Raw genomic sequence first — 25,376 nt, forward strand, 5'->3', positions numbered from 1 at the left:
ATTACTTCCCTCTTCAAATATGAGGGGGGAAGATCCATATAAAAATTATAAGTAAAGGGGAGTTGTTTACATGTTACAAGGTACATGGAAACGTTTTGCTTTATTTGCTGTATTAGCATTAGTTCTAGTCATCGCAGCATGTGGTGCCGATGATGAAGGAGATGCAAACGGCGAAGATGTAAATGATGAAGAGGAAACAACAGAAGAAGAAGGCACTGACGAAGAAGAAGGCGCAGAAGACGAATCTTCAGACGAAATTGTGCATGAAGGTGAAATTGAATTAGTATATGTTGAGTGGGATACAGAAGTAGCTTCTACTCACGTTATTGGTCATGTATTATCAGACCTAGGTTATGACGTTGAAGTTACACCACTTGATAATGCGATTATGTGGCAATCAGTAGCTAGTGGTGAGTCTGATGGAATGGTAGCTGCTTGGTTACCAGCAACTCACGGCGATCTTTATGAAGAGCATAAAGATGACTTAGTTGAATTAGGTCCTAACTTTGAAGGTGCGAAAATTGGTTTAGTCGTACCTGAGTACATGGATGTTGATTCAATTGAGGAATTAGATCAATATGCTGATGAACTTGGCGAAAACATCACAGGTATCGAGCCAGGTGCTGGTGTGGTTCAAGCGGCTGAGGATGCAACTGAAACATACTCTAACTTAGAAGGCTGGACAGTTGAAACATCATCTTCTGGTGCAATGGCGACTGCTTTAGGGTCAGCTATTGACAACGAAGAGCCAATCGTTGTAACTGGTTGGTCTCCACACTGGAAATTTGCTGAGTATGACCTTAAGTACCTAGAAGATCCTGAATTATCATTTGGTGAAGCAGAAACAATTGACACAATGGTTCGTGAAGGCCTAGAAGAAGATCTTCCAGGAGCATACCAAGTTCTAGATAACTTCTACTGGGAAGAGGAAGAATTTAACTCTGTAATGTCAGAAATCAACGAGGGTGTTGACCCAGAAGAAGCAGCAGCTAACTTTGTTGAAAACAATCAAGACTTAGTTGAAGAGTGGACTGACGTTCAATAATTTTTATTATCAGACTTTTAGAGGTGAATCTAAAAACATGAAATCAAAAAAAAATCTTTTATTATTAGTATTAACTTCAGTGCTAGTCTTAGCAGCATGTGGTACTGATGATACTGATAATGGTGACGTTAATGACGACGTCAATTATAGTGAAGCAGTTGGTTATGAAATCATTGGAATTGAACCAGGTGCTGGTATTACTGTCACTACAGAAAAAGCAATTGAGGAATATGAGAATCTAAGTGGTTGGGAGTTGGAGCAATCTTCTACAGCTGCTATGGTTACAGAGCTAGAAGGAGCTATTGCTAATGAGGAACCAATCATCGTTACGGGTTGGAATCCACACTGGAAATTTGCTCAGTTCCCGGATTTAAAATACTTAGATGACCCTCAAGGGATTTATGGCGAGGCAGAAAACATTCAAACTTTAGCTCGTCAAGGCTTTGAGGAGGATAACCCTGAGGCATTTAAATTAATCGATCAGTTCTATTGGGATGTTGAAGACATGGAAGAAATCATGTATGACGCCAATGAAAATGACGAGGACATTGACGATGTTGCTAGACAATGGGTTGAAGATAACCAAGATAAAGTGTCGGAGTGGACTGATGGTGTAGCAGAAGGTAATGGTGAATCAGTTGAATTAGTTTCAACACCATGGGATTCTGAACGTGCATCTTCCGGTGTTTTAGCCGCTGTATTAGAAGATCACGGCTTCGATGTCGAGGTTACACCTGTTGATGTTGCAGTTGTTTTCGAATCAATCGCTAATGATGATGCTGATGCGACTGTAGCAGCTTGGTTGCCATTTACTCATGCCGACTTCTATGAAAGTGTAGAAGACGATGTAGTTGATTTAGGCGCTAACTTAGAAGGCGCTAAAATCGGACTTGTTGTACCAAGCTATATGGACCTGGATTCCATTGAAGATTTAGAACCAGCTGAATAAGCTATTTTTATCCTACTGGAGGTCTTTGCGACTTTCAGTAGGATTTTTTCTTTGAAAAGGTGTGAACGCCGGATAAAGTGTGCTGACGGTCGGACGATAGGGTGTGAGGGTCGGATAAAGTGTGCTGACGGTCGGACGGATCGTGGTGAGAGTCGGACGAGAGGGATTGACGGTCGGACGTAGCGTGATGAAGGTCGGACAAGAGGATCTGGCAGTCGGATTAAGCCTGTTGAGGGTCGAAAAAATCTCCCGACGTCCCAATTGAATTTGATTTCATCATAAAAGGTAAGAATTCAGTAATTAATGTAGGTGATTCCAAAGTAATTGCTTCGATTCATCAATAAATAACAAGTATTCAATCATTACAGGACTCTATTCATCAATTAAATCAGCTATTCATCATTAAATCCACGCATTCATCAATTAAATCAGCTATTCATCATTAAACCCACGCATTCATCAATAAATCCACCTATTCCATAAAAATCTCGTGGTCATTCCTGGTGAACCGTTAGTTGTGAATTTTAAAAATCAATTCTAGAAAAAATTTATACATAAAAAAACTTTCACCCGTCAATGCTCGGGTGAAAGTACTGTTTAGTTATAATTTTGCTCTTTAATTTTATCTTCTAGTTCTCTTATTCCTTCTTCAATTTGACGAAGGTGTTCTTGTAGGTTTTCTTGATGTGGTTCGACAGTTTCTTTCCAGCTTTCAACGGAAGTTTTGATATCTTGAGAAAGGTCTCTTAGAAGTGCTGCGCCTTCTTTAGACGTTTGAGACAGTTGATTTCTTAAGTCTAAACCGTTTTCTTTAATTTCTTGTGTAATTTCACGTAATCGTTCACTTTGTTCTTTAACTCTGCTGCGCATCTCTTCCCCTGAAGTTGGTGTGGTCAGTAAGGAAACAGAGGCACCGACAATGCCACCGAACAGTGCTCCTAGTAGTAATGATTTTCCATTAGCCATAGTCAAAACTCCTTTCACGTTCTACTTTTATTATACCTTTTTTATGCTGTGATGTTTAGTGCAATTGTAAGTTTACTGCAGTGATTTAGATTTGTTCGGAAATTTTTTGAGCAACTTCTTGTAGTTTTTCAGGAGTATATTCATCACCATGTACTTCCCATTGAGATTTAAAGCCATCCTTCTCATCATAGCGTGGGATGAGATGTAAATGAATATGAAAAACACTTTGATCTGCAAAAGAACCATTATTATTAAGGAGGTTCATTCCCTTTGGCTCATAAGCGGATCTAATTCCGTTTGATATTTTAGGTACTGCTTTAAATAGTTTAGCTGCTGTATCCTCGTCTAATTCAAATACATCTTGGCAATGCTTTTTAGGGATGACAAGTGTATGTCCTTCAGTTACCTGACTAATGTCTAAAAAGGCGTAGACATCTTCATCCTCGTAGACTTTTGCTGAAGGGATTTCTCCATCAATAATTTTACAAAAAATACAATCTGACATTGAACATCCTCCTTAACGATTTCTATATATTGCTATTGTAACGCAATACTTTGTCGAATGTAAGAATAAAAGGTCTAAGCTATTAATTCTCATGAATTTTTTGGTATGATAACTAGAGAGTGTTTAGATTGAAAAGAGGGATATGATGAGCGAGTTGTTAACTATTAAAGACCTAGTCGGTGGTTATACACAGCAAAATGTTTTGCATGGCATCTCTTTTGATGTTAAGCAAGGTGAAGTTGTTGGTCTGATTGGGTTGAATGGAGCAGGTAAGAGTACGACAATTAAACATATTATTGGTTTAATGAACCCGAAGAGTGGTTCGGTTCATATTAATGGACAAAGTATTATTGATGATTTAGAAAAGTATCGGCGTGAGTTTGCCTATATTCCTGAGATGCCGATGTTATACGAAGAGCTAACTTTAGAAGAGCATTTAAGGTTAACGGCAATGGCTTATGGATTAGATGATAAAACTTATCAAGAACGAACAGACTTTTTGTTAAAAGAGTTTCACTTAGATAAAAAACGTAAGTGGTTTCCGGTTCATTTTTCAAAAGGGATGCGTCAGAAAGTAATGATCATGTGTGCATTTTTAGTCAAGCCATCCTTATACATTGTAGATGAACCATTCGTTGGCTTGGATCCATTGGGAATTCAGTCTTATTTAGATACGATGAATGAAATGAAAGAGCAGGGTGCAGGAGTGTTGATGTCCACTCATATCTTAGCGACTGCTGAGAGGTATTGTGACAGGTTTGTGATCATTCATCATGGGAACATTCGAGCATTTGGGACGTTGGAGCATTTACGAAAAGAGTTTAGCATGCCGGGCGCTAGTTTAGATGATATATATGTACAACTAACAAAGGACGATGCGTAACATGGATACGAATCAGTTATGGAAGGATCGATTAAATAATCATTTAAAAATGGTCAGTCGTTATATGCGACTTATATTCAATGACCATTTAGCCTTTGCGCTGATCTTTTTTGTCGCAGCGTTTGCATTCTTTTATCAGCAGTGGTTGGAGACGGTGCCAAATACGTTTCCTGTTGCCTGGATTATGGCGGTCTTGATTGGATCGTTGTTAACTTATAGCCCGGTTAGAACATTTTTCAAAGAAGCAGATACCGTATTTTTATTAACGGTCGAGAATCGTTTAAAGCCTTATATTCGAAACAGTGTGATTTATAGTTTTGTGATGCAAAGTTACTGGGTTGCGATTTTCCTATTTGCACTATCGCCACTATACTTTACCGTTTATGAACAAGTTGCTGCTTTATATCTATTAGTTGTATTAATCGTAGCCTTAGCCGTAAAGGTTGGCAATTTACTAGCAACTTGGTTTATTGGCAAGACGAGAGATACACGCTTACACTACTTAGATATCGGTGTTCGCTTTGTGATCAATGTGTTTTTGGTATTTTTCTTAGCGATAGGACAACCTGCCTATGCGATTGTGGCTGTTGCCCTAATTGTGGGTGTGATGTTCTTAAACTATTGGAATGTCTACACAAAGTACAGCCTTCCTTGGGATGATTTGATTGAAAAAGAAGATGCCAGATTGCAGTTTTTCTATCGAATTGCCAATTTATCAACAGATGTTCCTGATTTGAAAAGAAAACCTAAGAAACGTCACGGATTAGTCAGTTTAGTTACAAGAAGAATGCCAACTAAACAAAGTCAGACGTTCATTTATTTATATAGCATTACTTTTATACGAAGTGGTGATTATTTTGGCATGTACTTGCGACTGCTATTACTAGCTATCTTTTTTGTATTTTGGATCCCAGCCTTTTGGGGTAAGATCATTTTCGCGATGTTATTTTTATTTATAACAGGTTTTCAGTTTATTACGATTTATAATCATCACCGTACCATCGATTGGGTTAGGTTATATCCCGTTTCACAAGGTTTAAGGAAAAAAGCAGTTCACCAACTGATCTTAATGTTAATGTTCTTGAAAATTATCATCATGGCCGTAATATTTTTAGTGGCTACTGATTGGATGGGAACTATAATATATGGAGGTTTGGCAGTAGCATTTGCTGTATTATTTGAAGCTTTTTACGTCAAATCCCGTATTAGAAAGCTTGGAACTTAACAACAGGGAAGAATTGCTGTTATAGTGGAATCTTTAGTATACGCATTAGATACGTTAATTAACACCCAGTATAACCAGTATAAAGAATGCCGGTTTTTTGAAAGGTCACTCCCCCTTTTATCTGATAAAGCGTTTATATGCTGATGTTCACAAACCAGTAATATAGTGGTAAAATCATCACGGCTTATGACAGAGACAGAAAGGTTCGATGACACATGGTAGGGAGAAAAAGAAAGACAGAATTATCCAATCTCGAACAATTGATTTATATTATCATCGGCTCAGCGATCGTAGCAGTGGTGTATAATGGATTTTTTTTACCGAATTATGTAGCGGCCGGTGGTGTTAGTGGCATTAGTACGATTACAGAAGCATTATTTGGACTCGAACCGGCTTATGTGATTTGGTCCATCAATATCCCATTATTAATAGTGGCTTATTATCTTTTAGGGAAGGGTTCTGCATTTAGGTCACTGGCAGGTTCGTTAATTTTACCATTTTTTGTCTATTTGACCCGTCACATCGAACCGTTTGTGACTGACCCTTTATTAGCTGCGTTGTTCGGTGGTTTGGGTGTCGGTATTGGGTTAGGAATCGTATTTTTAGGTGATGCTTCAACAGGAGGCACAGCCTTAATTGCACAGCTCATTCATAAATTTTCAAGTTTATCGCTTGGTGCAAGTATTGCGGTAATTGATGGGATGATCGTCTTAACAGCAATTATTGTTTTTGATATTGAGTTAGGTTTATACGCATTAATTGGTGTATATATGACAAGTAAATCGATTGACTTAGTACAGACTGGTTTTAATAAGACGAAGACAACTTTAATTATTTCAAATCAGTTTAAAGAAGTACAAAAGGCCATCTATACAAAGGTCGACCGAGGAGTTACCCAACTTACTGCCAAAGGTGGATTCACTGATGAGGAAAGACCTGTATTAATGTGTGTCGTTAACCAATCAGAGGTGGCAGGTTTAAAACGCACGGTTAAGGAAGTTGATCCTGAAGCTTTTGTTATAGTTACTGATTCTGCAGAAGTGTTGGGGAAAGGGTTTTATGAACCTGCATAGGTGTAGGATTGAGGTAACATAAAAATATTTATAATGAAAGTTAGATGGGAAAAAGATTAGTTCATATAATGCGTGGCAACTAAACTTAGAGGAAAAAAAGTTGAATGGATAGTGATAAGCCCCTCAAAGTAGACAGATCAAACACATATCTGTTTGCCTTTGAGGGGCTTTTTGATGTGATAGTTAATAGGATTGTGATCTATTAGCTTTCTTGGAATTTTTTATAGCCATGAATTAATGCTTTGGCCGCTGTTGGTAAAGCGCGCTCATCGATGTCAAACTTCGGATGGTGATGTGGATAAGCGTGTCCTTCAATTTGTGCTCCTGTAAAGAAAAATGCACCAGGTCGTTCTTCTAAGTAATAGGCGAAGTCTTCACCACCCATAACCGGATCTACCTGTTCAATATCTGTGACACCTGGGATTTGCTCCCCTTCTTCTAAATAGAAGTTGGCTTCCTTGTCATGGTTAACGACAGGTGGATAACCTTTAATATAATCAAGTTCATATTCCGCATCGTAGCTAGTCGAAATGCCTTTTAGAACTTTATGCATTTCCTCAATAACAAGATCTTGAACCTCTTTATCTAAGATTCTTACCGTACCCGTTAGTTTTGTTGTATCTGGAATCACATTAAAGGCATTTCCACCTTCAATGATTCCGATCGTAAGAACAGCTGGCTGTAATGGATTAATGCGACGGCTGACGACTTGTTGTAATTCAACGATAGCTTGACCAGCCATGACAACAGGATCTTTTGTCTGTTGAGGCATAGCTCCGTGCCCGCCTTTTCCTTTAAAGATAATGGTAAAGCGATCAGCACCAGCCATGAATGGACCTTTAGTTGTTTCAATTTTATTTAGTTTAGTGTTAGACCATAAATGAGTCCCAAATACGGCGTCAACACCTTCTAATCCACCATCTTCAATCATTGGTTTAGCGCCACCTGGAGCGTATTCTTCAGCTGGTTGATGTAAGAAAACTAATTTACCAGGTAGTTCATCTTTAAATTCTAAAGCTGCTTCGGCAACAGCTAATAATGATGCGGTGTGACCATCATGACCACATGCGTGCATCTTACCGTCGACTTTTGATTTGTAAGGAACATCATTTTCTTCCTGGATCGGTAGGGCGTCAAAGTCAGCACGTAAAGCGACTGTCTTTCCGGACTTACCACCTTCTAAAGTTGCAACTACGCCATACCCACCGATGTTACTCTTGTATGGAATGCCTAATTCGTCGTAGCGATTAGTAATGAATTTAGCTGTTTCTTTTTCTTCAAAGGACAATTCTGGGTGCTGATGAAGATAACGTCTGTCGGCAACCATCTTGTCATAGAGACCATCGATTTTTTTATAGAGTTTTTCCCACATTCTTCGCTTCCCCCTTTAATATATTAATTATTCTATTATAACAGAATTTTTGCTGAAATAGTCCAGAGGTAAGCGCTACTTTGGCATAAAAAAAGAGGATGGAACATAATTAAGTGATATATTGCTAAAGACGTTCGGATCAATCTTTAGCAAAACACACGTTTGTCCCATCCTTTTGCTCAGATGATTATTTAAAACTTGGGTCCTCTAGTAATTTTTCAATATCTTCTTTATGGTGAGTTTCATCAGCAATCATGTCATCTAGTTTAACAGCAAGTTCAGTATAGCCAAGTTCCTCTGCCTGTTCTTTTCGCTTTTCGTAGCGATTAATGGTGTCTGTTTCTGCTTTTAGTGTGGCCTCTAGAATGTCTTTAACATCTGTTAATTGCTCCACTTTTGCTGGCGTCGTTGTTGGTGTACCACCTAGTGTTTTAATTTTATCTGATAAGTAAAGGGCATGTGAAGCCTCATCCTCCACTTCGCCTTCAAAAAATGGTTTAAGGACTTGTCTGTACAAACCGGAGACTACCGAGGCGTTATACGTGTACATAATAATTGCACCGTACTCATGAGATAGATCTTCGTTTAGGCCATCAATTAATTCTTGTAATTTCTGATCCATGTTTATCCACCCTTTCATTTTAACTTACATAGATTGCATACCCGTTTTATTTTTTGTTAAACAAGCTGGTTTTATTCTCTCGGTCTCTAGTCTGAGTTAAAAACATTCTATAGTATGTTACGGCGTTTTAGTGTAATAGGTATGATAGAATTAATTCAATTGTAATAAGAATCAAAATTGCATTTGTAAAAATTAACCAGTCAACTAAAAGGTGTGGTGTAGGGTGAGATTCTTTAAATGGTTATTTGCCGTATTGTTAATAATTATCGGCTTTACGATTATTCTACAAAATCTCCAAATTATTTCCGTGGAAATATCGAGTGTTGTTTGGGATTCATGGCCGGTTATTTTTGTGGTGTTAGGCTTTTTGTTATTTGTTAATTATTTCAGACGAGATAAGAGTGGAAGTTGGTTATTTGGTCTCTTCTTAATTGTCTTTGGTATATTGCTATGGTTAGGGAACTTTGGGGTCTATGATTTTACGTTTGCTGATGTATGGAAGCTCTGGCCAATTATTTTAATCTATATAGGTGCTAAGATTTTGTTTGGCAAAAAAATGGTTTCGGTTCAAGTGGTAACCAATGAAGAATCTATTAAAAAAAATAATAAATCAAGAACTTCTGATCAATGGGTCGAAGAGGTTGTTGACGATGTCGTTGATGAAGTTGATGATGTCGTCAAAGGGGTTAACGATGTTGTTGAAGATCTCACTGATTCAGTAAGTGAGAAGGATAGTTCATTTAACGATTCTTACTCCAACAATGAAGCTGATGAAGATAAAAAAAGTGAGCGTAAGAAACACTCAAAACAACGAACAGGCAAATATAAATATCATATCGATACGGGAAAGCACTTTGTATCTGATATTAATTTGTCTAAGGATAATTGGGAAGTCGAGTCAATGGATTTATGGTCTGTTGTCGGTGATGTATATATCGATTTTTCCAAGGGATATATTCCGGATGAGGAGTCGTTCATTACATTAAAGGGATATATTGCTGATTTAGTGGTGAAAGTCCCTGAACATGTAGCTGTGAAAATTTATGGGCGAGTGAATATCGGTGAGGTTAGAATCTTTGAGGAGGTCGGATCTGGCTTTAATAATGCCGTTAGTTATGAGTCAGAAGGGTATGATCAAGCAACTCGCAAATTAAATATTTATGCTAGCTACCAGATTGGTGACATTCAAATCTTATCCGTTTAGGAGCGATTCGTCGTGTTAAAAAGATTACAAAGTATTAGATATCAATTTATTAGAATGAATTTGTATATGATTTATTTCTCTTTGTTATTGATTTCGCTTGTATTATTTTTTACGTATTCGGTTATTCAGCCTGAGTGGTTAACAATTGAAGGCATTTTTCTATTTTTAGGGACAATGGCATTGGTGATGACGCCTGTTGGTCTACTAGTGATGTATAAAAAGGGTGGAGAATTTAAAGACCGATTACATGCTTACTCTATCTATATTTCTACTTTGTCAGAAGGCAAATATGGTGCGAAATTAATTTTGAAGGATCACAACGATGAATTAGATACGCTCGGTACGGAACTGAATGACTTAGCAAGAAAGTTAAAAGGTCAGGTGAAATCATTAGAGCGTTTAGCGGAAGAAAAATCTGAGTTTGCCAAGCAAGCACATATGGCTGCGACGATTGAGGAAAGACAAAGGCTAGCACGTGATTTACATGATGCAGTTAGTCAGCAATTGTTTGCCTTAACAATGATGTCTGAAGCTACAGCCAAAATTATTGATCAACATCCTAAACAAGCCAAGGAGCAAGTTGAAGAAATCGCCAGTATGTCTTTACAGGCTCAAAATGAAATGAGGGCATTATTACTACATTTAAGACCTGTTCACTTATCAGGCGAAACTTTAGAAGAAGGAATTCAACGATTAATTGAAGAATTAAAGAAAAGATGCCATGTCGAATTTCATCTAGATATAGAAGAATCAATTGATTTGTCACAAGCTAAAGAGGAACATATCTTTCGGATGGTTCAAGAAGCCTTGTCAAATATATTACGTCATGCGAACGCTTCTAACATAGTCTTAAGAATTAAAGAAAAGGATAATATTTATATTTATATAAGTGATGATGGGGAAGGTTTTGATGTCAATCAACAACTGGACCGTGGAGCTTCTTATGGCTTACGTACCATGAAAGAACGATGTGAAGAAATTGGTGGTACTTTCCGAATTAAATCTAAACAGGGGGAAGGAACGTATTTGGATATGCGGATTCCAAAGTAAAGGTGGAGGATAACTGTGAATACGATTAAACTGGTCATTGTTGATGATCATGATGTCGTTCGTAAGGGGATTAAGACTTATCTCATGACAGAGGAAAGTATTGACGTAGTTGGTGAAGCGTCTAGTGGAAATCAAGGTGTGGAGTTAGTTTTAAAAGAAAAACCTGATGTGGTATTAATGGATTTGATGATGGAAAATGGCACAGGTATTGAAGCGACTGAGAAGATTACGAATCAGTTACCGGATTGTAAGATTATCATTTTAACTAGTTTTTATGACGATGAGAAAGTATTTCCAGCATTAGAAGCAGGTGCATTTAGTTATATGTTGAAAACTTCGTCGGCTGATGAAATTGCCGCAGCGGTAAAAAAAGCAGCGAATGGTGAGAATGTCATTGAACCTAAGGTAGCCGGAAAGATGATGTCACGTATTCGTACACCTGAGCGATTACCTCATGAGGAGCTCACTGAAAGAGAATTAGAAGTATTGATATGTATTGGTAACGGATTGACAAACGCAGAAATTAGTGAAAAGCTGTTCATTGGAATCAAAACGGTGAAAACGCATGTCAGTAACGTTCTCCATAAATTAGAAGTTCAAGACCGGACACAAGCAGCTGTTTATGCGCATCAAAAAGGGTTAATGAAATAACTTGGAGGATTCATGAAGTGACTCATGAATCCTTTTTTATGTTATAGGAGGTGGCGACTGTTGGAACGGAGTGGAAGCGTCGAATTTTCGGTACGCGACAGTCGGATGGAGCACCGTGACGGACGGACGAGAAGGTCTGAGAGTCGGATGGGGCCCCGTGACGGACGGATGAGAAGGTCTGACAGTCGGATGGAGCCCCTGACGGACGGACGAGAAGGTCTGAGAGTCGGATGGGGCCCCGTGACGGACGGATGAGAAGGTCTGAGAGTCGGATGGAGCACGGTGACGGACGGATGAGAAGGTCTGAGAGTCGGATGGGGTCCCGTGACGGACGGACGAGATGGGCCGACAGTCGGATGAAGCCCCGTGACGGACGGATGAGATGGGCAGAACGCTGAATGATGCACCACGAACGAATAGTTAGAATTCCTTGAATGCACAAAGTCCTTCATCATGCGAATTCATCAATAAATTAGCAGCATTCAACAATTATAGGAAGTAATTCATCAATTAATTCACTCATTCCTCAATAACTCCACTTATCCATTAATAAAATCACTCAATCCTCATTTAATCAATCAAATTCAACCCCCAACTTACCATCCTTACATGAGAAGTGTTAAGTGGCTCAAAATGATCTATCATCTACGTCCTACACAACTACCTCATGTGGTTCATTCACTTAAAGGTGAATTTTTTGTCGAAAATTATCAGCTATACTATAATGAAGGTTAATCTAATTAACAATAACGAGGTGGCAGGATGGCCGTTAGGAAATATATAAATGAAACCTTTAAACAATGGAGATGGATTGTCTATAGTTTAATAGTTTTAGTTGGTTTAAGCTTTTTAGGGTTCATGTTCATTTTACTTGGTGGTCGCTTTGTCGTAGATGACCAGCACTTTGTATTTTCGGAGTCGACCATATTACAAACGGAAGATGGAGACGAGATTATTAAACTTTATGATAAAAATAGAACATATGTACCGATTGAGCAGGTCCCGGAGCATGTGATTGATGCTTTTTTAGCTATTGAAGATCACCGGTTTTATGAACATAGTGGTGTCGACTTTTGGTCGGTTACCCGGGCAATTTATCGTGATGTGACGAGTTGGAGTAAGGCTGAGGGGGCTAGTACCATTACCCAACAGCTTGTTAAGAATACCTCACTCACTAATGATAAATCTTGGTTACGGAAAACGAAGGAAGTAATGGGTGCTATTTATTTAGAAAGACACCGTTCAAAGGATGAAATATTGGAGTATTATTTAAATGAAATTTATTTTGGAAATGGTGTTTATGGGATTGAGGAAGCAGCTCAAACTTTTTATTCAAAATCGGTAGCGGAGTTATCCATATCTGAAGGGGCGTTATTAGCAGCTTTACCGAAAGCACCGAATTATTACTCCCCTACGGTTGATGAGGAAAGAGCTCTAGAAAGACGTAATGTGGTTTTAAGTAGAATGTATGATGTTGGTATGCTTGATGCTGAGACGATGAGACACGAACGTGGTAAAACCTTAGGATTAGAGATGGGTGAGAGTAAAGAGAGCCCGTGGTTAAGCAGCTATGTCGATGTTGTTCTAGAGGAGCTTGAAGAGGATTATCATCTGACTCGAGAAGAAATTTATACGGGTGGTTATTTAATAACTGTTGGACTTGACCAAGAAGCTCAGGAAATTGCATATCAGGAAATGCAAAAGGACGAATACTTCCAAGGTTCTAAAGATAACATCGAGGGGGCAACAGTTATTCTTGATCAAACGACTGGACTCATACGAGCGGCAATTGGTGGCCGGAATTATCAGCAAGGGGATCTGAACCGGATTGATGTGCGTAGACAACCTGGTTCAACGATTAAACCACTTGCCGTTTATGGACCTGCTTTAGAGGAAAGTGATTACCACCCTTACTCTATACTCCCTGATGAAATCATTGATTATGATGGCTATAGTCCTCATAATATTGATGATGTTTATGAAGGTGAAGTCACGATGTATGATGCTTTAAGGGTATCAAAGAATACAACAGCAGTAGCCTTATTAAATGAAATCGGTGTAAGTCAAGGGCTTGAATATATGAAAGAAGTGGGGGTTGAACTCCCAGATGATGGTTTATCTGTTGCTTTAGGAGGATTAAGTGAAGGGCTAAGTCCTCTTGAATTAACTAGTTTATATCGAGCATTTTATAATGAGGGAAGGTTTATCGAACCTTATGCGGTTATTGAGGTTGAGGATCGTCAAGGTGACATTTTAGAAGGACCGAATCATCCGATTGAACGACTATTCTCTAGCCAGACTTCTTGGTATTTAACACGAATGCTGCAAGCGGTTGTCACAGATGGAACCGCTCAAGTTGGTAAATATCAAAAAGATTTGGCAGGTAAGACAGGGACGACACAGCACCCACAACAAAGTAACGGAATTCGTGATGCTTGGTTTGTCGGGTTTAATACAGAATATGTGATGGCATCTTGGATTGGCTACGATATTAGTGATGAGGATCATTATTTAACAGCGGGAAGTCGAACGGCGAACGCTTTAGCTGAATCGATCTTAGCTAAGTTGGATGATACCAAGGACTTTCAAGCAAACTTTGAAAAGCCAGAACATGTAAATGATCTAGAGCCACCTGTACAATTACCTGTTATTCATGATTTAAGTGCTGATGTTTCACTAGGATTTAGAGATGGTTTACATGTTGAATTGAACTGGACAGCTTCTAAGGATGAACGGGTGAAGTATCATATCTACCGAGAAATTGATGGTAAAGTCGATTATTTAGATACCGTAACGGGAGTAGGAAGTTATCAAATACGACAAATACGTATGTTTGATAACCCTTCCTATTATGTTGTTCCAGTTAATCCTTTGAATGACGTGGAAGGGGAATCGTCGAATAAAGACTCAGCGTTTTAATGGGTAAAAAGAGTTAGACAAATTCATGACAATTCCTATCTATGACTATACAGTAGCTGTATTTTCCTATATATTGAATGCAGATGGAATGACGAAGGGTGAGAATTTGATGACACAGTTTAATGATACGATTTTGAAAGCTTATCAAGGAGAAAAAACGGACTACACACCGTTATGGTTCATGCGTCAGGCTGGGCGTTCACAACCTGAGTATCGAAAATTAAAAGAGAAATACTCTTTATTTGAGATTACGCATCAACCTGAGCTATGTGCTTATGTCACAGAACTGCCAGTTGTTAACTACCAAACAGATGCAGCTATTCTCTATAAGGACATCATGTCTCCTTTACCGGCTATGGGTGTCGACGTTGAGATTAAAGCAGGTGTTGGTCCGGTTATTGGCAATGCCATCAAAACCAAAGCAGATGTGGATAAGTTAGGTGAGCTAAACCCAGAAGAAGATGTTCCTTATGTTTTAGAAACGATTAAAATTTTAACAGAAGAGAAGTTAAACGTTCCTTTAATAGGGTTTAGTGGAGCTCCTTTCACCTTAGCAAGCTATATGATTGAAGGAGGGCCTTCGAAGCAATACAATAAAACTAAGGCGATGATGTATGGGGATTCCGAGACTTGGTTTGCTTTAATGGACAAGCTTGGTGATATGATTATTACTTATACAAAAGCACAAATTAATGCAGGTGCTAAAGCAATTCAGATCTTTGATTCCTGGGTTGGAGCGGTTAGTGCAGCAGACTATCGAATTTTTATTAAGCCAGTTATGCAAAAAATCTTTAACGCCTTAAACGAAGAGGGTGTGCCGACGATTTTGTTTGGAATTGGAGCCAATCATTTACTACTCGAGTTCAATGACCTTCCAGTTTCAACAGTCGGTTTGGATTGGCGTACATCGATTAATGATGCTAGAAGTATGGGCATCAATCGTTCCTTACAGGGGAATCTTGATCCAGCAATTTTGCTAGCTGATTGGGACGTTATTGAAAAACGAACGAAAGAAATCTTAGATCAAGGAAAAGACCAAGAAGGTTATGTGTTTAACTTAGGACACGGCGTATTTCCTGAAATCCAACCAGATACACTGAAGCGATTAGCGGCGTTTGTCCATGATTATACTTCAAAGTAAGAGAGGTTGAAAAAGGATGACACAGAAAAAAGTAGGACTACTTGTTATGGCTTATGGAACGCCTTACAAGGATGAGGATTTAGAGCGTTATTACACACATATTCGCAGAGGGAATCGACCAACAGATGAAATGATTGAAGATTTACGTAGTCGTTATGAAGCGATTGGTGGGATTTCACCATTGGCACGAATCACTAGAGAACAAGGCGAATCGCTTGAGGCAAAATTAAATGAAGAGCAAGATGACGTGGAATTTAAACTTTACTTAGGTTTGAAGCACATTGACCCATTTATTGAGGATGCCGTTGAAGAAATGGCGAAAGACGGTATAAATGAAGCAGTGAGCATCGTACTAGCACCACACTACTCAACATTCAGTATTAAATCATATAACGGACGTGCTCAAGAGGAAGCTAAAAAACACGGTATTAACTTAAAATCTGTTGTGGATTGGTATGATGAGCCAGGCTTTATTGAGTACTGGGTTGAGCAAGTTAACAAGGTGTATGGCACGATGACAGAAGAAGAGCGAGAGAACGCTTGCTTAATTGTTTCAGCACATAGCTTACCTGAGAAGATTATCCAAGACGGTGATCCATATCCGGAACAATTACAAAGAACGGCCGACTTAATTGCTGAACAAGCAGGAATTACCGACTACGAAATAGGCTGGCAAAGTGAAGGAAACACGCCTGAACCTTGGTTAGGTCCCGATGTTCAAGACTTAACACGTGATTTATTTGAACAAAAAGGCTATTCAACGTTCGTTTATGCACCAGTAGGATTTGTTTCTGACCACTTAGAAGTACTTTACGATAATGACATTGAATGTAAAGAAGTTTGTGATGACATTCAGGCATCTTACTACCGTCCGGAAATGCCTAATTCTCATCCGAAATTTATCAAAACGTTATCAAAGGTAGTATTAGATACGTTGAAGGGGTAGTCGAAGATGAGTGACGAACGCAAGCAAGTAGTAATTATTGGTGGGGGAATCACCGGTCTCACTGCTGCTTATTACTTACAAACGAGTGATATGAATACCGAGGTGACCTTAGTTGAAAAATCAGACCACCTAGGCGGAAAAATAAAAACGGAGAAACGTGATGGTTTTACCATTGAACGTGGACCTGATTCATTTCTAGAGCGTAAAACAACTGCGAAACAGTTAGTCGAAGATTTAGGAATGGCTGATCAGCTAGTACGTAACTCTACTGGGAGATCTTATATTTTATCTCAAGACCGTCTTCACGCAATTCCAAAAGGTGGGGTTATGGGAGTTCCGACAGAGATTAAACCGTTTGCAGTTTCAACGTTGTTTACTTGGAAAGGTAAACTTGCTGCATTACAGGATTTAACTAAAGGCAAGACAGAAGTTGATGGCGATATTTCTGTTGGTCACTTTTTTCGCCGTCGATTAGGAGATGAAGTGGTTGATCGCCTAATCCACCCATTGATCTCGGGGATTTATGCAGGTGATATTGATCAACTAAGCTTAAATGCGACTTTTCCACATTTCTTGAAGATGGAACAAAAGCACCGTAGCTTAATTCGTGGGTTACAAAAATCAACACCTAAGAAGCAAACGTCAGGAAAAAAACAAGGGATGTTTTTAACTTTAAAAGGTGGCCTCGAAACTTTAGTTGACGGTTTAGAACAGGCATTAACTGATTCTAAGTTGTTAACATCAACAGACGTCACTCATATCGAAAAACGTGGTGACAGGTACCACGTTCATATCAATGGTCAAGATGATGTGTTAGAAGCGGATTATGTGATTGCCACAACACCACATCATGTGACAAAGAAAATCTTTAGTCAGTACGACTTTATGCACGAACTTTCAGTGACCAAAAATACATCGGTTGCGAATGTAGCGATGGCTTTTGATCAAGATGCGATAAAAAATCTCCCAGATGGTACTGGTTTCGTTGTGTCTCGAAAAGAAAATTATCGAATTACAGCTTGTACCTGGACTCATAAGAAGTGGCCACACACAACACCGGATGGTTCCGTACTAATGCGAGCTTATGTTGGAAAGCCAGATGATGAAGAGGTGCTAGAGTTATCAGACGATGAGATTTCCAAACTGGTGATGGATGATTTGAAGAAAATCATGACGATTGATCAAGAGCCAAAGTTCAAGTTAGTGACACGATGGTTTGATGCGATGCCACAGTATACAGTTGGACACTTGCAACGTTTGGATCAGCTAGAACAGAAACTAAGTGAGCACTTGCCTAACGTTTTCCTTGCGGGTAACGCTTATCGTGGTGTTGGCTTACCGGACTGTATGAACCAAGCAATCGCAGCCGTTAATAAGATTGTTGAATCAAATTCATGATTGTTTTCGATCAAGGAAAAAGTGCTCTAGTTTATTAGAGCACTTTTTTTACAAGTCATACGTGGAGTCATATATGTGGTTAAACTTTTAGCTTAACTAAGAGGTTGATTTTATTTGTTATAGGACAGTCATGCATTTTTCGCATTTGTTTGTATAGCAATCGGCTTGCTCGTTAATATTCTGTTTACAAACAGCGCATTGCTTTTTGGGTAATTTGCGAAAGAATTGGACAGGTGACGTCAACACGGGTAAGCCCTCCTTAAAGGTTGAATTTTAAGAAAACTTCTTACTATTAATATACTGTACTAATACAGTTTTGTTAAGTTTAAATCTGTTATAGAATAAAATTGGGAGGTAAGTCCTATATGAAGATGACAGTGATTGGTTATTGGGGTGCTTATCCGGAGGTGGAAAGCGCGACTTCATGTTACTTACTAGAACAAAACGGGTTTAAAGTGGTGATTGATTTAGGGAGTGGTGCACTTTCACGCCTACAACAATATACATCTTTGGATGAAATTGATGCAGTTATCCTATCGCATTTTCATCATGATCATGTGGCGGATTTAGGTTCCTTTCAGTATTTTTGTTTAGTGAATCAGCAGCTGAATGGGAAGAAAAATAATGTTCCCATTTATGCGGCAAATGACGGTGAAACCAATTTTGATTTACTTAATCATGTGGCAACAAAAGGAGAAGCTTATCAAGTAGGTGAAGATTTAACGATTGGTCCATTTACGTTCTCATTTCTAAAAACGAAGCATCCAAAGACATGCTATGCCATGCGTATTACAAATGGTGAGAACAGCTTGGTTTATACAGCGGATACAGCATTTTTCCCAGAACTAATTGGTTTTACTAAAGGTGTGGATCTCTTAATTGCAGAGAGTAGTTTTTACCAAGGGATGGATGGTTCAAAAGCTGGTCATATGACAAGTGAAGAGTGTGGTCGAGTTGCGCGTGAGGCCAGTGTTGGTGAGCTTTGGTTGACACATTTACCCCACTTTGGTGAACAGCAAAGTTTAGTTACAGAAGCGAAATCGTTATTTACAGGTGAGATAAAATTGGCACATGAAGGATTGACTTGGTCGACCGGGGAGTAATCGTTTGGAATGCAGTTAGAGTTTGTTTATACTTTAAATAGAGGTTGAAGAGGGGGCAATTATTATGTTGTATTTTATTGATAATGAGGGAATAACTGACCCACAAATAAATCTAGCCATTGAAGAATATGCACTTAAGCATTTAAATATCGATGATGATCAGCAATACTTATTGTTTTATGTAAATGGCCCATCAATTATCATTGGTAAGAATCAAAACACTATTGAAGAGATTAACACAGATTATGTTGATGCTAATCATATTAAAGTCGTCCGTCGTTTGTCTGGTGGTGGTGCGGTTTACCATGATTTAGGGAACTTGAATTTTAGCTTTTTAGCTAAGGATGAAGGAAATAACTTTAGCAACTTTAAGAAATTTACACAGCCTGTAGTTGATGCGCTTCAAAAATTAGGAGTGAATGCAGAGTTATCTGGACGAAATGATATTACTGTTGAAGGACGTAAAATCTCTGGTAATGCCCAGTTCACAACGAAAGGTCGTATGTTCAGCCACGGAACATTAATGTTTGATTCAGAAGTTGAAAATGTCATTCAATCACTACGTGTGAAGTCGGAGAAGATCCGTTCAAAAGGAATTAAATCAATCCGTAGTCGGGTGGCGAATATTTCAGAGTTCTTGGATGAGCAAATCACAATGGACGAGTTTAAAGAAATTTTATTAAGATACATTTTTGATGTGGAAGATGTGAAAGATGTCCCACGCTATGAGTTAACAGAAGATGACTGGAAGAAGATTTATGAGATCTCAGAATCACGTTATCAAAAGTGGGACTGGAATTATGGCCGTTCACCAGCTTTTAACATCCAACACTCAAAGCGTATTGAGGGTGTTGGTTCTTACGACGTTCGCTTAGATGTGAAAAAAGGCATTATTCAGGATGTGACCATTTATGGGGACTTTTTTGGTATCGGAGAAGTAACAGATGTAGAGGATAAGTTAAAAGGTGTAAGATATGAACGTGAAGCAATCAAGGAAGCGTTAAAAGACGTTGATCTTCAACACTATTTAGGAAAACTAGAAGATGAAGATTTCTTGTCATTAATCTATTAATAGCCCCCCCATAAGCTAAGAATGCTTTTGGGGGTAATTTGAATGGATGTGTCCCTTGGGTGCTGTGTGAATGATTTAGGGTATCAAAGCGGAAATGGGTAAGAACTCGACAGCGTTAACTGTCGAGTTTTTTAATAATAAAAGTGAGAATCCGGTAATTATTAACCACTTTTCTTTTTCTGAGTGGAAGCAGTCGTCTTTTTCTTTTGACCGGTTGTTGTCTTTTTCTTCCTTGTGCCACCTTTTCCTTTCTTCGTTTTATTAAGCGACTTTTCCAAAGCTTCCATAAGGTCGGTGACGTTGTCTGGTTTTTCTGGTTCTTTGGCAGTTGCGACTTCCTTGCCTTCTTTTTTTTGCTCAATTAAATCTAATAGTGCAGTTCGATATTCATCAGTATATTTTTCTGGTTCGAATTCGGTGGTTAACTGATCAATTAGCATCTTGGCTGTTTCTAGCTCTTTTTCAACGATGTTATCTTCTTCAGGAACATTGGGCACTTCGCCAACGGCACGTACTTCATCTGGATAGTGAATGGTTTCCATGACGAGGGTGTTTTTGTAAATCCGTACGACTGCTAAATGTTCTTTTGAACGGATCGTAATCTTAGCCAGACCAATTTTCCCTGTTTCTTCAAGGGCTTGACGTAGTAATGAATATGCCTTACCACCACCGTCATTAGGGGATAGGTAGTAGCTTCGGTCAAAATAGATTGGATCAATTTCCTCAAGCTTAACAAAGTCAACGATTTCAACGGATTTATCGTCTTTTGCTTCTTTCAATTGTTCTAAATCCTCATCTTCTAAAATGACGAATTTATTTTTCGTGTATTCAAATCCTTTGACAATATCATCGTTCGTGACTTCTTTATCACAGACAGGACATGTCTTCTCATATTGTACAGGTGATTGGCACTCTTTGTGCAGGTTTCGAAGTTTAATATCTTTGTTTTCAGTTGCTGAATGTAGTTTGACCGGGATGTTCACAAGGCCAAAGCTTATCGTTCCCTTCCACATCGTATGCATGACGATCAACTCCTTTAATGGTTATCATTTCTCTTTTTATTGATAAAAATGCACTAAAACGTTAAAAATAAGCCTAGATTTGGAGGGGTGGTTAATGATGTGGAAGCCAATGCTACCAACTCTTGTGGAAGACATTCCAAAGGGTGAGGATTGGGTTTATGAGGTGAAGTATGATGGGTTTCGTTGTGGCTTGGAGTGGAACGAAGATGCAGTCAAGCTGTGGAGTCGTAATGGAACAGATTTGACTCCACAATTTCCTGAGATTGTGGAGTGGTGTGAGGAACATGCTGAGGAAGCTAAGCCGTATTTACCGTTGTTCCTTGATGGGGAGTTAGTAGTGTTGGAAACGAGGTTACGTGCTAACTTTTCGATGATTCAAAAGCGAGGGAGGACGAAATCGAATGAAGGTGTTGATAAGTTGAGTCATCATCGTCCTGCTACGTTAGTGATTTTTGATGGTTTACAGTTAAAGGGGAAAAATATCGAAAATCAGCTATTACATAAACGACGTGAACAGTTGGAGCAATTTTTCAAAGAGATGGAATGGGAGTTGACCGATCCCTCACAACGGATCCATTTAGTTGACCAATACGTTAGAGAAGACCAAGCATGGAAGGATGTATTTTTACACCAAGGTGAGGGACTAGTTGCGAAAAATCAGCGATCAAAAATCACTAATGGGAAGAGAACAACTAAGTGGCAAAAGGTGAAGAACTGGCGTACAGTGACAGGCTTTCTTACCACATGGAATATGGAAAATGACTATTATGATGTGTCAATTTATAGGGGCGATGACATCATACTACTAGGTAAATTAAAGCATGGTTTTGATGATGAACAAAAGGCAACGCTTAGGAAGTTTGTCAAGGAGAATGGGGGGAAAGTAGACGCTAATACATGGGAAATTCCTCCGAGCGTTTGTGTGGAAGTGAATTGTTTAGAAGCGAAAGACCGTGAACTGCGTGAGCCTGTGTTTCAGCAGTTTCGTTTTGATTTAGAACCAAAAGATTGTACGTATGAAGCAGTACGTGAAGGGTTAGGGCAGTTACCGAATTCTATTGAGATTTCCAAACCAGATAAATATTTGTTTCCTGATTTTAATAAACGCGATTTTGTCTTGTATCTGCGCGAGGTCGCACCATTACTACTACCAAGGTTAAAAAATAAGCGCTTAACGATGATTCGTTTTCCAGATGGGATTGATGAGCATTCCTTTTATCAAAAGCACCTACCTGATTATGCACCTGAGTTTATCCAAACTGTACCAGGTGAAGATGATGAAGAGGATATTGTTTGTCAGGATTTACAGACCCTACTTTGGTTTGGGAATCATGCGGCGATTGAGTATCATGTACCTTTTCAACGGATTGATTCCAATTTGCCAGATGAGATGGTGTTTGATTTAGATCCTCCGACTCTGAAGCAATTCCCTTTAGCCGTTTTAGCTGCACAATTAATTAAGGAAATGTGTGAGCATCAAGGATTTCGAGTGAATGTAAAAACATCAGGGAAGACAGGATTGCAGCTGCATATTCCATTAGAAGAAGACATGACCTTTGATGATACACGTGAATTCATGGAAGCAGTCGCGAAGGTTTTAGTTGAAAAATACCCAGAGTCGTTTACGATTGAACGTTTAAAGAAAAATCGAGGTAATAAACTTTATTTAGATTATATTCAACATGCACCTGGCAAAACGATTATTGCACCATATTCTCCGAGGGCAACGAAAGAAGGAACGGTTGCCACACCATTGTTTTGGGATGAATTGAACGAGTCTTTAGACCCTAGAGACTTTACGATGGATATCATTCCTAAGAGGTTAAAAGAGAAGGGGTGTCCGTTTTTTAATGCTTAGCATGATTTTATTCTTTGGAAAAGTTCCTGTCCGATCGCTAACCATAACCCGTCGCCCGTCGCCAAGACTTCACTTCCGTCTGCCACAAGGCTAAGAGAAGGTGGGTAAACTGCTAGCCAGATTATGATTATGATAAGTGCTGGATTTTTTGCTATTCAAGTGTATCCCAAGGGTCATTTGACGATAAGAATTGATCAACTTCATCAACATTAGTCGTTTGTAATAAAAATTCCTCTTGATTAAAAATAAGAAAGGTTGGATATTCCTCTATATCAAATACTTCTAACAATCCACTATCCACTCCCCATACACCATCACCATGCGCGGTCACATCCAGGCTTTCTTCACTTAGAATTTGTTTTAAATCGAAATCACGGTTTTCTCTATCTTCTTGTTCTTCAACAATAACGTAAAGGCTAAACGTGTCAGGTGTTGGTGCTAGTAGGCTTTGAATGTCTTCTTCTTTTGGACCATTATTACACCCTGTTAATAGAGAAATTAGCAGTAACAAAGCAACGTATCTCATGACATATGAACTCCTTACTTATAAGTCAGTAGAATCACTACACTTAAGTTAACATAATCGTTAGTAACAGGAAAGATAAGTCAGAAAAGTCAATCAAAAAGTCTTTATATTATGGTATGATAAATGGAAATAGTTTCGTATGGTAGGAGTTGATCTATGTTGGTTCGTATCTTGCTTTTTTTGCTTTTTACGTTGCTCTTAGTTGCTTGTGGTGATGAATATAACAACAGAGTTGATCAAGCTGATTTACCAGAACCAGATCGTGAAATAATTGAAGGGCTAACAACTGAGTATCTAGCAGAAGAGGTTGCTTCTTCATCTTTTGATCATAAAGTCTTTTGTACTGATCACTCATATGGGGTTTTTGAAGATGATGAGGATTTGTATCATTACGTTTGGTCCGTGTGTGGCGAGTATAATCAGGACTTAGAACATTTAAGTGGGGCATCACTACCAGTTGCGATTATTTTTAATAGAGTTGATCAAGATTATCGGATTGTAGATCATCGAATTCCTAGGGATGGAAGCTATAACCAAGATGATATTAAAGAGATTTTTCCTAAAGAAGTAGCTGAACAGTTCAGGCCGGATGTTGAGAGGATGACTGAAGAATTAGAGAGACAAGTTGAAGCATATTTTGAATCGGATAAGGAGGAGAAATCATGAAGGAATCGCCAGAAGAACGTAGGGAGAGATTAAGACAAAGGGATTTAAAGAATTCTTCGAGCAATGTAGGTGATAGCTTCCACCGAGCTAAATCAGGGAGTTTAGTTGATCTCGTGGGTGCACTAGGCTGGAAAGGTACCGGGATTTTAATTTTGATTATGATTGTTGGTTTTATTGTTTATTCTTTTTTAAATTGATGTAGATAAATGGCTAAACAGAAAGGATTTATTTTATGAAAAGGCCATATGTTGTTATAGCTTTGCTGTTATTAATAGGCGTCTTAATAATTTCTTTAACAAGTACGTCTCAGCAGATTGATCAATCGTTTGATGGGGTCTGGTATCAGTTGGGTGAGGAAAACGCCGATTATGAGGAACCAGTAACCGTCGAGTTTAATGGTGAACTGAAGAAAAGCTTGTTTCGCAATTTAACGTTTGTAGGAACAATTGCGATTGATGATCATGTGATGCCAGGGACAGATGCGCGAGACGATGAATTGGAGCTTGTTTTTGATGATGGGATTTGTAAAAACAGTGAAACGATCGATTATATTGGAAATGATCGAATTGAGACTTATGGAACACTTTGTGTGAACGATGATTTCAGTGAGTTCATGATCACCATTCTTGAACAAACTGAAAATGGCGGCACCTGGAAAGGGGAAGACGGCCAAGTTATTGCGGGTCCAGCTCATAGTAGGGAGGAGGCGCTTAGAATCACGAATCAATTAATGGCGGAGTATTTGGTTAAGCCATTGGAATAATAGGATTGTATCAATAAGTAAAGGAATGGTTATGATGTCAGGACAACAGAGAAGTCACATTAAAATAGGGATAGAAGTAGAGATCGTGTTAAAGAAAGATCAGCGTACAGGTAGGTTAACGCGTGGGATCGTTAAAGATATTTTAACGAAATCGTCTCATCACCCTCATGGGATTAAAGTGCGTTTAGAAGATGGGCAGGTTGGACGTGTGAAGCATATTATAGAGTGACTTAGTTTATGGATACAGTTAAATTCTCAGATTTACGGTTAATTTCTCGAAAATACAGTTAAAATTTTAAATTTACGGTTAATTAAAGCAAAATACGGTTAAAATCCAGGAAATATAGTTAATTTAAAGGATTTGCTCTTCTCTAATATTTAATTTATAATTAAATTCAGACAATTAAATGAATGATT

The 25,376-nt window shown here is 38.6% G+C and carries 26 protein-coding genes; 19 read left to right on the top strand and 7 right to left on the bottom strand.

Going from position 1 to position 25,376, the window contains the following annotated elements:
• Window positions 1-70 precede the first annotated feature (70 nt).
• Window positions 71-1,045 carry a glycine betaine ABC transporter substrate-binding protein gene (locus HWQ49_RS07875; protein ID WP_188207058.1) on the top strand — a complete coding sequence of 325 codons (975 nt, stop codon included), beginning with the start codon at window positions 71-73 and terminating at the stop codon, window positions 1,043-1,045.
• A 37-nt stretch (window positions 1,046-1,082) separates the two neighbouring features.
• Complete coding sequence (locus HWQ49_RS07880; protein WP_188207059.1) at window positions 1,083-1,994, top strand: glycine betaine ABC transporter substrate-binding protein; 912 nt, start codon at window positions 1,083-1,085, stop codon at window positions 1,992-1,994.
• Window positions 1,995-2,591: 597 nt separating this feature from the next.
• Here HWQ49_RS07880 and HWQ49_RS07885 read toward each other — a convergent pair.
• Both HWQ49_RS07885 and HWQ49_RS07890 read right to left on the bottom strand, forming a co-directional pair.
• A complete protein-coding gene (locus HWQ49_RS07885) occupies window positions 2,592-2,960 on the bottom strand; it encodes a YtxH domain-containing protein (protein ID WP_188207060.1) in 369 nt (122 codons plus the stop codon).
• Window positions 2,961-3,045: 85 nt separating this feature from the next.
• Entirely contained in the window at window positions 3,046-3,465 is a 420-nt protein-coding gene (locus tag HWQ49_RS07890) for an HIT family protein (protein ID WP_188207061.1), read from the bottom strand.
• A gap of 145 nt (window positions 3,466-3,610) precedes the next feature.
• Between HWQ49_RS07890 and HWQ49_RS07895 the strand changes: the two genes are divergently transcribed.
• The 3 genes from HWQ49_RS07895 to HWQ49_RS07905 all read left to right on the top strand — a co-directional run bounded on the left by HWQ49_RS07895 (window position 3,611) and on the right by HWQ49_RS07905 (window position 6,646).
• Window positions 3,611-4,348: an ABC transporter ATP-binding protein gene (locus HWQ49_RS07895; protein WP_188207062.1), complete on the top strand. Its 738-nt coding sequence runs from the start codon at window positions 3,611-3,613 to the stop codon at window positions 4,346-4,348.
• 1 nt (window position 4,349) lies between these two features.
• Entirely contained in the window at window positions 4,350-5,573 is a 1,224-nt protein-coding gene (locus HWQ49_RS07900) for an ABC transporter permease (protein ID WP_188207063.1), read from the top strand.
• Between the two features lie 215 nt (window positions 5,574-5,788).
• Window positions 5,789-6,646 (top strand): YitT family protein, encoded by an 858-nt coding sequence (locus HWQ49_RS07905; RefSeq protein ID WP_188207064.1) that lies wholly within the window; start codon window positions 5,789-5,791, stop codon window positions 6,644-6,646.
• Between the two features lie 202 nt (window positions 6,647-6,848).
• On the opposite strand, the gene HWQ49_RS07910 is transcribed toward HWQ49_RS07905, so the two are convergent.
• Complete coding sequence (locus HWQ49_RS07910; protein ID WP_188207065.1) at window positions 6,849-8,018, bottom strand: M20 metallopeptidase family protein; 1,170 nt, start codon at window positions 8,016-8,018, stop codon at window positions 6,849-6,851.
• A 187-nt stretch (window positions 8,019-8,205) separates the two neighbouring features.
• A complete protein-coding gene (locus HWQ49_RS07915) occupies window positions 8,206-8,640 on the bottom strand; it encodes a ferritin-like domain-containing protein (RefSeq protein ID WP_188207066.1) in 435 nt (144 codons plus the stop codon).
• 223 nt (window positions 8,641-8,863) lie between these two features.
• On the opposite strand from HWQ49_RS07915, the gene liaF reads away from it, so the two are divergent.
• The 7 genes from liaF to hemY all read left to right on the top strand — a co-directional run bounded on the left by liaF (window position 8,864) and on the right by hemY (window position 17,949).
• Complete coding sequence (gene liaF / locus HWQ49_RS07920) at window positions 8,864-9,844, top strand: cell wall-active antibiotics response protein LiaF (protein WP_188207067.1); 981 nt, start codon at window positions 8,864-8,866, stop codon at window positions 9,842-9,844.
• A gap of 12 nt (window positions 9,845-9,856) precedes the next feature.
• A complete protein-coding gene (locus HWQ49_RS07925) occupies window positions 9,857-10,894 on the top strand; it encodes a sensor histidine kinase (protein ID WP_188207068.1) in 1,038 nt (345 codons plus the stop codon).
• 15 nt (window positions 10,895-10,909) lie between these two features.
• Window positions 10,910-11,545 (top strand): response regulator transcription factor, encoded by a 636-nt coding sequence (locus tag HWQ49_RS07930; RefSeq protein ID WP_317450919.1) that lies wholly within the window; start codon window positions 10,910-10,912, stop codon window positions 11,543-11,545.
• Window positions 11,546-12,307: 762 nt separating this feature from the next.
• Window positions 12,308-14,464 (top strand): transglycosylase domain-containing protein, encoded by a 2,157-nt coding sequence (locus HWQ49_RS07935; RefSeq protein WP_188207069.1) that lies wholly within the window; start codon window positions 12,308-12,310, stop codon window positions 14,462-14,464.
• A 106-nt stretch (window positions 14,465-14,570) separates the two neighbouring features.
• On the top strand, window positions 14,571-15,605 hold the full coding sequence (gene hemE / locus HWQ49_RS07940; protein WP_394810768.1) for a uroporphyrinogen decarboxylase: 1,035 nt from the start codon (window positions 14,571-14,573) through the stop codon (window positions 15,603-15,605).
• A gap of 16 nt (window positions 15,606-15,621) precedes the next feature.
• Window positions 15,622-16,551, top strand: a complete 930-nt coding sequence (gene hemH, locus HWQ49_RS07945) for a ferrochelatase (protein WP_188207070.1) — start codon at window positions 15,622-15,624, stop codon at window positions 16,549-16,551.
• Window positions 16,552-16,557: 6 nt separating this feature from the next.
• A complete protein-coding gene (gene hemY, locus HWQ49_RS07950) occupies window positions 16,558-17,949 on the top strand; it encodes a protoporphyrinogen oxidase (protein WP_188207071.1) in 1,392 nt (463 codons plus the stop codon).
• 117 nt (window positions 17,950-18,066) lie between these two features.
• Here the strand turns inward: hemY and yhfH are convergent, their stop codons facing one another.
• Window positions 18,067-18,195 (bottom strand): protein YhfH, encoded by a 129-nt coding sequence (gene yhfH, locus HWQ49_RS07955; protein ID WP_188207072.1) that lies wholly within the window; start codon window positions 18,193-18,195, stop codon window positions 18,067-18,069.
• Window positions 18,196-18,314: 119 nt separating this feature from the next.
• Here yhfH and HWQ49_RS07960 point away from each other — a divergent pair, with 119 nt between their 5' ends.
• Window positions 18,315-19,052, top strand: coding sequence for an MBL fold metallo-hydrolase (locus tag HWQ49_RS07960; RefSeq protein WP_188207073.1), 738 nt, complete (start codon window positions 18,315-18,317; stop codon window positions 19,050-19,052).
• Window positions 19,053-19,119: 67 nt separating this feature from the next.
• Entirely contained in the window at window positions 19,120-20,124 is a 1,005-nt protein-coding gene (locus HWQ49_RS07965; RefSeq protein ID WP_188207148.1) for a lipoate--protein ligase, read from the top strand.
• Window positions 20,125-20,285: 161 nt separating this feature from the next.
• Here HWQ49_RS07965 and ku read toward each other — a convergent pair whose 3' ends face one another.
• Complete coding sequence (gene ku, locus HWQ49_RS07970; protein ID WP_188207074.1) at window positions 20,286-21,146, bottom strand: non-homologous end joining protein Ku; 861 nt, start codon at window positions 21,144-21,146, stop codon at window positions 20,286-20,288.
• A gap of 94 nt (window positions 21,147-21,240) precedes the next feature.
• Here ku and ligD point away from each other — a divergent pair, with 94 nt between their 5' ends.
• Window positions 21,241-23,004: a DNA ligase D gene (gene ligD / locus HWQ49_RS07975; RefSeq protein WP_188207075.1), complete on the top strand. Its 1,764-nt coding sequence runs from the start codon at window positions 21,241-21,243 to the stop codon at window positions 23,002-23,004.
• A 151-nt stretch (window positions 23,005-23,155) separates the two neighbouring features.
• Here ligD and HWQ49_RS07980 read toward each other — a convergent pair whose 3' ends face one another.
• The gene (locus HWQ49_RS07980) at window positions 23,156-23,530 is read right to left on the bottom strand and encodes a hypothetical protein (protein WP_188207076.1); all 375 of its coding nucleotides are present in this window, start codon (window positions 23,528-23,530) and stop codon (window positions 23,156-23,158) included.
• Window positions 23,531-23,686: 156 nt separating this feature from the next.
• Between HWQ49_RS07980 and HWQ49_RS07985 the strand changes: the two genes are divergently transcribed.
• The 4 genes from HWQ49_RS07985 to HWQ49_RS08000 are packed head-to-tail and all read left to right on the top strand — an operon-like array spanning window position 23,687 to window position 25,188.
• Entirely contained in the window at window positions 23,687-24,196 is a 510-nt protein-coding gene (locus tag HWQ49_RS07985; RefSeq protein WP_188207077.1) for a hypothetical protein, read from the top strand.
• Window positions 24,193-24,393, top strand: coding sequence for a DUF6366 family protein (locus HWQ49_RS07990; protein WP_188207078.1), 201 nt, complete (start codon window positions 24,193-24,195; stop codon window positions 24,391-24,393). Before HWQ49_RS07985 ends, HWQ49_RS07990 begins: the two co-directional genes overlap by 4 nt.
• Window positions 24,394-24,428: 35 nt before the next feature.
• Window positions 24,429-24,959, top strand: a complete 531-nt coding sequence (locus tag HWQ49_RS07995) for a hypothetical protein (RefSeq protein ID WP_188207079.1) — start codon at window positions 24,429-24,431, stop codon at window positions 24,957-24,959.
• Window positions 24,960-24,993: 34 nt separating this feature from the next.
• Window positions 24,994-25,188, top strand: coding sequence for a YwbE family protein (locus HWQ49_RS08000; RefSeq protein WP_188207080.1), 195 nt, complete (start codon window positions 24,994-24,996; stop codon window positions 25,186-25,188).
• The last annotated feature ends 188 nt before the right edge of the window (window positions 25,189-25,376 follow it).

Source organism: Alkalibacillus aidingensis (assembly GCF_014595945.1).
GTDB classification, from domain to species: Bacteria; Bacillota; Bacilli; order Bacillales; family Alkalibacillaceae; genus Alkalibacillus; species Alkalibacillus aidingensis.

Coding starts and splice junctions, on each gene's coding strand:
- HWQ49_RS07875 (WP_188207058.1), top strand. CDS start 71: ATGTTACAAGGTACATGGAAACGTTTTGCTTTATTTGCTGTATTAGCA.
- HWQ49_RS07880 (WP_188207059.1), top strand. CDS start 1,083: ATGAAATCAAAAAAAAATCTTTTATTATTAGTATTAACTTCAGTGCTA.
- HWQ49_RS07885 (WP_188207060.1), bottom strand. CDS start 2,960: ATGGCTAATGGAAAATCATTACTACTAGGAGCACTGTTCGGTGGCATT.
- HWQ49_RS07890 (WP_188207061.1), bottom strand. CDS start 3,465: ATGTCAGATTGTATTTTTTGTAAAATTATTGATGGAGAAATCCCTTCA.
- HWQ49_RS07895 (WP_188207062.1), top strand. CDS start 3,611: ATGAGCGAGTTGTTAACTATTAAAGACCTAGTCGGTGGTTATACACAG.
- HWQ49_RS07900 (WP_188207063.1), top strand. CDS start 4,350: ATGGATACGAATCAGTTATGGAAGGATCGATTAAATAATCATTTAAAA.
- HWQ49_RS07905 (WP_188207064.1), top strand. CDS start 5,789: ATGGTAGGGAGAAAAAGAAAGACAGAATTATCCAATCTCGAACAATTG.
- HWQ49_RS07910 (WP_188207065.1), bottom strand. CDS start 8,018: ATGTGGGAAAAACTCTATAAAAAAATCGATGGTCTCTATGACAAGATG.
- HWQ49_RS07915 (WP_188207066.1), bottom strand. CDS start 8,640: ATGGATCAGAAATTACAAGAATTAATTGATGGCCTAAACGAAGATCTA.
- HWQ49_RS07935 (WP_188207069.1), top strand. CDS start 12,308: ATGGCCGTTAGGAAATATATAAATGAAACCTTTAAACAATGGAGATGG.
- hemH (WP_188207070.1), top strand. CDS start 15,622: ATGACACAGAAAAAAGTAGGACTACTTGTTATGGCTTATGGAACGCCT.
- hemY (WP_188207071.1), top strand. CDS start 16,558: ATGAGTGACGAACGCAAGCAAGTAGTAATTATTGGTGGGGGAATCACC.
- HWQ49_RS07960 (WP_188207073.1), top strand. CDS start 18,315: ATGAAGATGACAGTGATTGGTTATTGGGGTGCTTATCCGGAGGTGGAA.
- ku (WP_188207074.1), bottom strand. CDS start 21,146: ATGCATACGATGTGGAAGGGAACGATAAGCTTTGGCCTTGTGAACATC.
- ligD (WP_188207075.1), top strand. CDS start 21,241: ATGATGTGGAAGCCAATGCTACCAACTCTTGTGGAAGACATTCCAAAG.
- HWQ49_RS07980 (WP_188207076.1), bottom strand. CDS start 23,530: ATGAGATACGTTGCTTTGTTACTGCTAATTTCTCTATTAACAGGGTGT.
- HWQ49_RS07985 (WP_188207077.1), top strand. CDS start 23,687: ATGTTGGTTCGTATCTTGCTTTTTTTGCTTTTTACGTTGCTCTTAGTT.
- HWQ49_RS07990 (WP_188207078.1), top strand. CDS start 24,193: ATGAAGGAATCGCCAGAAGAACGTAGGGAGAGATTAAGACAAAGGGAT.
- HWQ49_RS07995 (WP_188207079.1), top strand. CDS start 24,429: ATGAAAAGGCCATATGTTGTTATAGCTTTGCTGTTATTAATAGGCGTC.
- HWQ49_RS08000 (WP_188207080.1), top strand. CDS start 24,994: ATGTCAGGACAACAGAGAAGTCACATTAAAATAGGGATAGAAGTAGAG.